Genomic DNA, 8,206 nt, shown 5'->3' with positions numbered 1-8,206 from the left:
GGGGAAAAAAAAGTTTCCCCCCCCCCCCCCCTGTAAAAGCGGTGTGCGCGGGCTAATCATAAGAACTCCATCAATGTTGTTTAAGGACCCCCATCCTAACAAAAAAATATTAACTCCAAATAAACTTTTGCGCTAAAATATCCTCATAAAGGACACATACATGAAATTGGCCGTTTTTGATTTTGATTCGACTTTAGTGGATGCCGAAACCATCGAGGTTTTAGCCCAAAATTATGGTGTGGGGCAAGCCGTAGAAAACGCCACAGAGCTGGCGATGGCAGGCAAGGCAGACTTTTACACGAGCCTACTTAGCCGCGCAAGCTTGCTTAAGGGCATGGACGCCATGTGGGCTGAGGCAATTTGCCAAAATTTGCCCCTGCACTTGGGCGCGCTAGAAGTGGTGCAGGGCTTGCACGCTTTGGGCTATAAGGTCGTTTGCCTTAGCGGGGGTTTTAAGTGGGCGACTGGATATTTTAAAGAAAAGCTGGGCTTAGACGCGGATTTTAGCAACACCTTGCATGTGCGCGATGGGTTTTTAACCGGGCAAGTGAGCGGGCCCTTAATGCGAGGGGATTCTAAGGCGGAGATTTTAGCCAGTTTACAAAGTTTGCTAAAACCTAAACACACTCTAGCCATAGGCGATGGGGCCAATGACATTGGCATGTTTAAACTTGCCGATCTTAGCGTGGCGTTTAACGCCAAAGAGATCACCAAAAAAGCCGCCACCTTTGTCGCCCAAAGCCTAGATTTGAGGGAGATTTTAAACTATCTCAAGGCTTAGGCGCGTTGCCTAACAAAAATCTAGCATAAGGCTAGATTAAAAAGGATCGCCTAAAAACCACAGCTACACAAGAGATCGCCACACTGGCACATAATATCCCCACTACACTCAGACCAAAGACTTGCAATACTTAGATCAATTTGCATGTTTTCTCCTTTCTTTAGACTTTATATAGGTTAATCGCAGGCAGCACCATTGCAACTACATAAAATATTGAAAACTTCGGGCAATGCCACAGCCAAAAGACTCTCCATACTCTCATCAATTTGCATCATCTTCTCCTTTATGTAAAATTAAATTAATCCACAATATTCACAAAACCGCTTGTTTTAAAGCGCACTCTGCCCGATCCAATAGAGCCTCTAGAATCCTCAAGGGCAATATTGACCCCATTCTTTTTAAGGGTAATATTTGCCCCATTGGCTTGGACATTCCACGACTTGACATGGTCGTGGGCATAAAGTTTCACGCCCCCATTGTTGAGGCTCAAATCCAAATCCTCAATGAGGGTTTGTAAATCTAGGCGGGTGTTGTTGGCTTTGATTTGGCAGGTTTCTAGGCTCTCTTTGGGGGCATTGAGTTGGACATTCCCATTGTTGGTTTTGATCTCCAAATCCCGCACCTTAGCCCCTATCTCCAGTGTGGCGTTGTTCGCCTTAATTTGGCAAGTGTCTAGGGGGGTGTGCACAAACAAATCCCCCGAGTTCAGCTTCGCTTTCAGGTTTTTTAACGCGCCCTTCACGCTAACGCTGCCATTATTGAGTTTGAGCTCTAAATCTTGCATGGGCGCATCTACCGCCACTTTGGCGTTGTTGGCAGATAAATATAGGGCTAAGTGGTCGGCGGGCAGATAAATTTTAGCACTCCCGCTAATTTTGCTGTTCGTTTGCAAGCCCTTTTTAATGAGCAGAGCAAAGGCATCGCCTATGCTGTGTATCCCCTTAATGCCCTCTGCCAAATCCGCATCTAAACCTTGATCTGGGGTGGTGATGTAAAGGCTGTGCTCGCTGTGCTGGATCAATAAATCCGCCTCATTGGCATCGCTAGTAAAGACCGCATAAGCGTCCTTTTTATCAGTGGGAAAGACTTCAATCTCCATCTTTAAGCCAAACTTCACTTCTAAGTCGTTCGTCTTAAACTCAAATGTTTTTTCCATCGCTCACTGCCTTTCTTAAGATTTCCTTTTGTTTGCGGATTTTTTCCACTAAAAAGGGCGCATTTTTTGGGACAATAGGGCATTTCTTAGATTTGCTTAGATAGTTTTTGAGCACACAAGATCGCCCCATGCACTGGAAGAAAAAGAAACAATCCTTACAAGCGGGGTCAAATTGGATGTGCTCCTCCCATGCCTCTAGCTTATGTGTCTCTAGCTTTAACCCATTTTGCAAATTGCCAAATTTATTATGCTCTTGGTTGAGCGCAATGGTGCATTTTAAAACCTCTAAACTGGGGTTGATGGTGAGGTTTGAGGATTTGGAGGCGTAGCACACCGATCCGGCAATTTGGGTGAGCATGCCTAAATCGCCTAGCAAAAAGCCCTGTTCTTGCGCCTCCCTCTCCCAAGTACGCTGCATATCTGGTGCACCGCTGTGGCACGCCTCAATGCGCTCTTGTGTAGTGGTGTTATTGCCCTCAGAATACAAGCCGATGGGTCTAAAGAGTAGGGCAAAGCGGTGATCTCCCTTGATAAAGTCAAGATTTTTAAAAAATTGTGCCCTCTGCTCTAGGCTAGAGCTGTGTTGGTTGAAGTTACACCTCAACATGATGCGAAAGCGCTCTTTAAGCGCGCTGATCGCCTTGATATTGCCCATGATCTGATCATAACTCCCGCCCCCGCCGCATTTAGGGCGCATTTTGTCGTGCTGCTCTTTGAGCCCGTCTAGGGTGATCTGAAAAGCCTTGACATTGCGTTGCACCAACGCTTGCATGTTCTCTTGACTCAAAAGATAGCCATTGGTCGTCATGGATGCGCTGTGGGGGATGTGGGCGATTCTCCCTTGAAACGCTAAAATCCACTTGAGGTTTAAAAGCGGTTCGCCCCCGAAGTATTCGATGCGGATGCGTTTGTCTTGGTTATGCGCGATGAGATCAAAAATTTTATCGCTGTGGAGCTGTTTGAATCTGGCGGTGTCCTCGTGGTTTTCATAACAATAGACACAGCGAAAATTGCACGCATCCCCAGCTGGGAGCAAGATCAAGTGCAACTCATTCTGTTCTTTTTGAATCTGCTTATCAAATTCTCTTTGGTAAAAGCCCTTTAAAAAGGCTTCATCGACTAGAAAAGCATTTTGGCTTAAAAATTCGAGGTGCTGGGCGGGGAAGTCTTCAGTAAAGGCGATTTGGTGCTTGGTTAGCTCTGCAATGTATCTTGGCTCAATGGAAACGCCAATGTCATTGAACCAATTATAAAGGTAGAGTTCCCCCCCCCCCCCCCCCNNAGGTCCCCCCCCCCCCCCCCGATTATCTAAAACGCTCACTTGTTTGAGCAGTTGGTGCAGGCGCATTGAAATCCTTTAAAATTAAAATAAATGCCACAATCTAGCATGTTTTGATTAACAAGAGAAGCTAGGGCTTGACATAGCCCAAATCCACAAGGGCGTTGGCCATCGCCTTGACAATGGGGCCGTTTTTGCTCCCCCCCTCGCCGTGTTCGATCAAGACGGTGATGACATACTTGGGGTTTTTAAAAGGCAAAAAGGCGGTCATCCACGCGTGCGAGCGGTGAAAATACTCCATTTGATCTTCTTTAATGCGCTTGATTGTGTCTTGGTCGATCCCCACGACTTGCGCTGTGCCTGTCTTGCATGCCAAAGCAACTTTCACCCCCTTCGTGCTGTAATAGCCCGTGCCCCCTTGTGTACTGCATGCCTCATACATGCCCTGACGCAAAGCGGGGAGTTTGGATTTTTGGAAGGCATCCAAGACATCCTTGACTTTAAAATCCCCTTTGAGCGCAAAATGGGGGGTGGGTAGTTTGCCCGAAGCGATTAAAGCCGTGTAATTGGCCACTTGTAGGGGTGTGGTTAGAAACGAGCCTTGCCCTATTGAAGTGATGAGCGTGTCGCCGGTGTTCCAAATGTCTCCAAAGCGCTTCATCTTCCAGCCCGGGTCGGGCAAGATGCCGATAAACTCATTGGGTAAATCCACGCCTGTTTTTTGTCCAAAGCCCATTTGACGAAAAGTCTTGGTTAAGTTATCGATGGAAATGTCTTGGGCGAATTTATAAAAATACACATCTACGGACTCTTTGATCGCCTTGTATAAATTGGTTTTGCCATGCCCGCCGGGCTTCCAATCTCTAAATTTGCGCTTGCCCACTTCGATGTAACCGGGGGCAAAAACTTCCGTTTGCTCTGTAATGGGTAGGTATTCTAGAAAACTTAAAGCCGAGCCCATTTTCACCACAGAGCCGGGGGGGTAAAGCCCATTGATGAGTCGATTTAATAGGGGATTGTTGATATTTTCTTGGAGTTGTTTCCAGTGCGTCACGCTGATCCCGCCAATGAAGTCGTTTAGGTCGTATTCGGGGTAACTGCCCGCCGCTAAAATCGCCCCCGAGCGCGCGTCCATCACCACAATAGCCCCCACTTTACCCACAAAAAGGGCATCGGCTTTCTCTTGGAGGCGTTTATCTAGAGTCAAAACGAGGTCATTGTTGGTTTGGGGTTGTTTTTCCTCCACAACTTTTAATTCTTGGTTGAGCGCATCCACGCTCACGATCTTATAGCCCATTTCCCCTTGTAAAAAGTCGTTGTATTCTTTTTCTAAACCTGTTTTGCCGATGGTGTGGGTGTATTGGCTCTTAGGGTCGTTTTGCATGTCTTTAGTGTCGGCTGCGCCCAAGTAGCCCAAAACATGCGCGGCTAGGGTGTTGCCCGGGTAGTGGCGTTTATTGGCCGGGGTGATGGTGATTTTGGGATTGAGGATTAATTTAGCATACAGGGTTTGCATTTGATCGTAGGGGATGAAGTCTAGGATTTGTATCGCGCTGTGGTTGTAGGCGGAGTTTTGTTTGCGGTAGTTGTCTATGGCTGCTTGGGTGTCTAGGGTGGGAAAATAGCGTTTTAAAAACTCTAATTGCCGTTGCAGTTGGGTTTTTTTAAGGGAGGGGGCTAGAGAAATGCTAAAACCCAGCTCGTTCATGGCGAGCAGTTGGTGGTTGCGATCCATGATCAACCCCCTTGTGGGGACTAAGATTTCTTTTTTAGTCATGTTGCGCAGGGCGAGTTGTTCAAAGTAGTCGTTTGTCTTGATGGTTAAAATGAAAATCCTCAAGAGCAAAATCGCCCAAACCAACGCCAAAAAGCCAAAAATGAAGCGGAATCTAACGCCTTCCATAGACTCTCCACAAAATGAACTCAAGAGCGGTGTAGATCAAGAGCCGATCCCAAGAGGCTAGAGGGGTGGCGTGCAAGGCGGAGAGCAAGAGGGTGTAGAGCACGTAAATGGCGAGCATGTGAAAAGCGTCCCAAAGGATACGCTCTTCGAATGTCCTTAACACAAATTGTAAAACCAACTTTTCATAGAGGATGAAGAGCAAAATTAAAAACCCTAGCGGTTCTTGGTTGATGGCTTCTAAAAACAACAAACAGGTAAAAATGCAAAGGATATAGCGATCTTGCAACCGCTCATCTTCCCTAGTTTTGTAAAGAATAAAGAAGAAACTAATGAGGGGGGGCAAAATGGGGTACAGGGCTTGTAGGTTGCTGTAAAGATAAAAACTGAGCACATAACAGGCGCACCTCGTGTAGGTCAAGCTCATGTGCGCCCTAACAAAGCGTTTAATAAAGTTTTTTGGAGGTTTTGCAAAGAGCCGAATTTGGGCTTAAGGGTAGATGGTTTTAGCACGCTCACTAAAGCACTGGGATTTTCTTGCACTAGGGAGTGCTGGGCGTGGCTGGTGAGTTTGTCAAATTTCGTGTAAATGCACTGGATGCGCTGATCTAGCTTGATAAAACTTTGTAAAAATTCTTGTACTTTGGTGTCTAGGCTTAAATGTGGGTGTCTGGCATCGATGAGGTGGAGGAATAATTTAATGCTGGGGCGCTGTTTTAAAAGGGTGCATAAAAACACCCCCCACTCTTCTTGCAAACTTTTAGACACTTTGGCATACCCAAATCCGGGTAAATCTATGCACCCAAAAGCGACTTTTTCTAGCCCTAATTGCCAAGTGGTGACAAAAAAATTAGCTGTTTGGGTTTTGCCCGGGGTGGCCGAGCTTTTGGCGATTTTGTGCCCCAAAAGTTGGTTAATGAAGGTGCTTTTGCCCACATTGCTGCGCCCTAAAAACGCCACTTCGGGCAGGCTAGCTGGGGGGCAGTGCGCCATGCTAGCAGCCGCACACACAAAATGGCTTTCTAAAACCCTAAGGCTTGTGCTGTTGTTTAGCATGTTGTTTTGCCTTTTGCTTTTTTTGCGTCTCTTGGATGTCTTCCATGTCAAAAACAAAGGTTGCGGGCTTGTCCTTGCCCCCGATCACATCCGCATAGCCGTGCTCTTTGCTTAAAATGATCTCTTCGCCTTTGACGGAATTGACCTTGCCCACTTCATCCACCACAGCGTTTTGCAACAAGCGGTATTCTTGCTTAATCGCATCGTAAACGAGGCGATCTGAGTGCCCCTTAACCTCGCGCCCATCCTCTGTAAATAAGTGGAAATGTACATTGCCAATGGCTTCGTATTTGGTGGGTTTGCGCTTGTCGTTGGTGTGGATGATGACCTCATTAGCCGTTAGGGTGTCCTTGCCTTTTTTGATATGGACATTGCCCTGAATGATGGTGGTTTTCTTTTGATCATTGGCAAGGAATTTATCCGCCGTGATCTCTAAAGTTTCTTTGAGAGGCAAGGCGTGCAACAGGCCACAAAGCAACAACAAACCTAGCTTTTTCAAAATTTAAAACTCCGTGTGCGCCGCCCTTTGGGGTGCTGTGCCTCAGCCAAATTAATGATGGCGTGGATGTCTTTGGCTTGCAAGACTTGGGTTTTGTGGTTGTAGGCGATGTTTTGCCCGCTCACATGCCCTTCTGGGGCGTTGAGTAAAAAATTACCCTCCCCTTGAAAGATCTGTTTGCTGTGGTCATAAACCCCTTTTTGACTCCAAAAACTCTCATGGTTGCTGGTCGTGTAAAGCACCCCCTTAGGAAAAAAATACAAATCGTTGCGGCGCACCAAAACCTCTCCCCTAGCGTGTTCTAAAACCTGACTATTTGCATCAAATTTACTCAAAGTGAAATCATAAAGGGTTTCGTGGTCGCTAAATTGCAAAGCCCGACTGCCCTTGATGTTTAAATCCGTACTGGTAGAGTTGCTCTCAAAGGCACTAAAATTGTGTAACTCGATCTTGGCAAAATCACCTCCGGGCACGATGGCTTTTTCATGGGGGCGCAAGAAAAACAAAATCAACCCCGCCATTGCCCCTGCCAAACCGACAAAAAAGAGCCAAACGGGGTTAGTACGCACCTACTCACGCACCAAAAAGCTAGATTTGTTGAGACTCTTGGCGTAGTCGCTGGCTTCTTCTTGGCTTTGAAACCCGCGGATAAAGACTCGATAAATGGGCTTATCGTCCTTAACCCCCTGCACAACGGCACTAGAATAGTTGGTGTTTTTTAAGCGAGGCTCTAGGGCGGCTTTGGCGTGCATGGCCCCCTCTTTGCTGAAAAACGCCCCTATTTGTAAGGAGAAGTTGCCCCCGCTGTAACTTTTTTGGCTCTCGCCCACTTTAAATTCTTTTTGCAAAGATTTGGCCTGCTTGCTTTGTTGCAAAGATGGGGCGTATTGTTTGGCCACCACCCCCCCAAAGCCAATCACCTCTAAGCGCACAGGGGCCACGCCCTTACCCACCATGGCGATGTCGTGCGCGGCGATGTTGGATAGGTCAATGATGCGGTTTTTCACAAAGGGGCCCCTATCGTTGATGCGCACAATGGTACTTCTGTTGTTGTCCTTATTGGTAACTTTAAGGATAGTGTTCATCGGTAGAGTTTTATTGGCGGCAGTGTGGGCGTACATATTGTAGGTTTCGCCATTGCTGGTTTTTTTAGCATGGAAGTTGGGGCCATACCAACTCGCATACCCGTCAAAAGTCTGTCCGATTTTGACTTGTGTAGGGTAATAGGTCTTGCCCCCCACTCTGTAAGGGCGCATGGTTGCCCTTTGCATGGCTTCTGAGTCGATCATGCCAGCGGTTAAACTGCTCTTAGACACGCGGGCATTATAGGGTTTGCCTGTGGGCTGTTTGTTCTTGTGGTGGTGGAAAAGGGAGAAGTGTCTTTTGGGAGGGATGGTGCCGTCAAAATCCCTAGCGTCCTCATAAGCGCGCAGGCTCTCGTGCTGGTTAAAGACAAAATGGTTGGTGGTTTGTCCCCCCGTGTCCTTAGCGCACCCCATAAACGCTAAACTGGCTAAAACGACTTGGCAATACAA

The 8,206-nt window shown here is 47.1% G+C and carries 9 protein-coding genes; 1 reads left to right on the top strand and 8 read right to left on the bottom strand.

Annotated elements, in window-relative coordinates:
* The first annotated feature begins 160 nt into the window (after positions 1-160).
* The gene (serB, locus tag HAL07_RS06260; RefSeq protein ID WP_053945477.1) at positions 161-781 is read left to right on the top strand and encodes a phosphoserine phosphatase SerB; all 621 of its coding nucleotides are present in this window, start codon (positions 161-163) and stop codon (positions 779-781) included.
* A 298-nt stretch (positions 782-1,079) separates the two neighbouring features.
* Here serB and HAL07_RS06255 read toward each other — a convergent pair whose 3' ends face one another.
* The 8 genes from HAL07_RS06255 to HAL07_RS06220 form a co-directional block, all read right to left on the bottom strand.
* Entirely contained in the window at positions 1,080-1,937 is an 858-nt protein-coding gene (locus HAL07_RS06255) for a DUF4097 family beta strand repeat-containing protein (protein WP_053945476.1), read from the bottom strand.
* On the bottom strand, positions 1,921-3,285 hold the full coding sequence (locus tag HAL07_RS06250; RefSeq protein ID WP_053945475.1) for a radical SAM/SPASM domain-containing protein: 1,365 nt from the start codon (positions 3,283-3,285) through the stop codon (positions 1,921-1,923). The genes HAL07_RS06255 and HAL07_RS06250 overlap by 17 nt, the downstream gene beginning before the upstream one ends.
* A gap of 61 nt (positions 3,286-3,346) precedes the next feature.
* Positions 3,347-5,119 carry a penicillin-binding protein 2 gene (mrdA, locus tag HAL07_RS06245; RefSeq protein ID WP_053940846.1) on the bottom strand — a complete coding sequence of 591 codons (1,773 nt, stop codon included), beginning with the start codon at positions 5,117-5,119 and terminating at the stop codon, positions 3,347-3,349.
* Positions 5,106-5,543 (bottom strand): hypothetical protein, encoded by a 438-nt coding sequence (locus HAL07_RS06240; protein ID WP_053940845.1) that lies wholly within the window; start codon positions 5,541-5,543, stop codon positions 5,106-5,108. Before HAL07_RS06240 ends, mrdA begins: the two co-directional genes overlap by 14 nt.
* Positions 5,540-6,172: a ribosome biogenesis GTP-binding protein YihA/YsxC gene (yihA, locus tag HAL07_RS06235; RefSeq protein ID WP_082355905.1), complete on the bottom strand. Its 633-nt coding sequence runs from the start codon at positions 6,170-6,172 to the stop codon at positions 5,540-5,542. Before yihA ends, HAL07_RS06240 begins: the two co-directional genes overlap by 4 nt.
* Complete coding sequence (gene lptA / locus HAL07_RS06230) at positions 6,147-6,671, bottom strand: lipopolysaccharide transport periplasmic protein LptA (RefSeq protein ID WP_370695965.1); 525 nt, start codon at positions 6,669-6,671, stop codon at positions 6,147-6,149. The genes yihA and lptA overlap by 26 nt, the downstream gene beginning before the upstream one ends.
* Positions 6,668-7,240 carry a hypothetical protein gene (locus HAL07_RS06225; RefSeq protein ID WP_053940842.1) on the bottom strand — a complete coding sequence of 191 codons (573 nt, stop codon included), beginning with the start codon at positions 7,238-7,240 and terminating at the stop codon, positions 6,668-6,670. The genes lptA and HAL07_RS06225 overlap by 4 nt, the downstream gene beginning before the upstream one ends.
* Positions 7,241-8,170 carry a septal ring lytic transglycosylase RlpA family protein gene (locus HAL07_RS06220; RefSeq protein WP_053940851.1) on the bottom strand — a complete coding sequence of 310 codons (930 nt, stop codon included), beginning with the start codon at positions 8,168-8,170 and terminating at the stop codon, positions 7,241-7,243.
* Positions 8,171-8,206 lie beyond the last annotated feature (36 nt).

It is taken from the genome of Helicobacter ailurogastricus (assembly GCF_001282945.1).
Classification (GTDB): Bacteria; Campylobacterota; Campylobacteria; order Campylobacterales; family Helicobacteraceae; genus Helicobacter; species Helicobacter ailurogastricus.
This window is presented reverse-complemented; position numbering and strand designations above follow the sequence as displayed.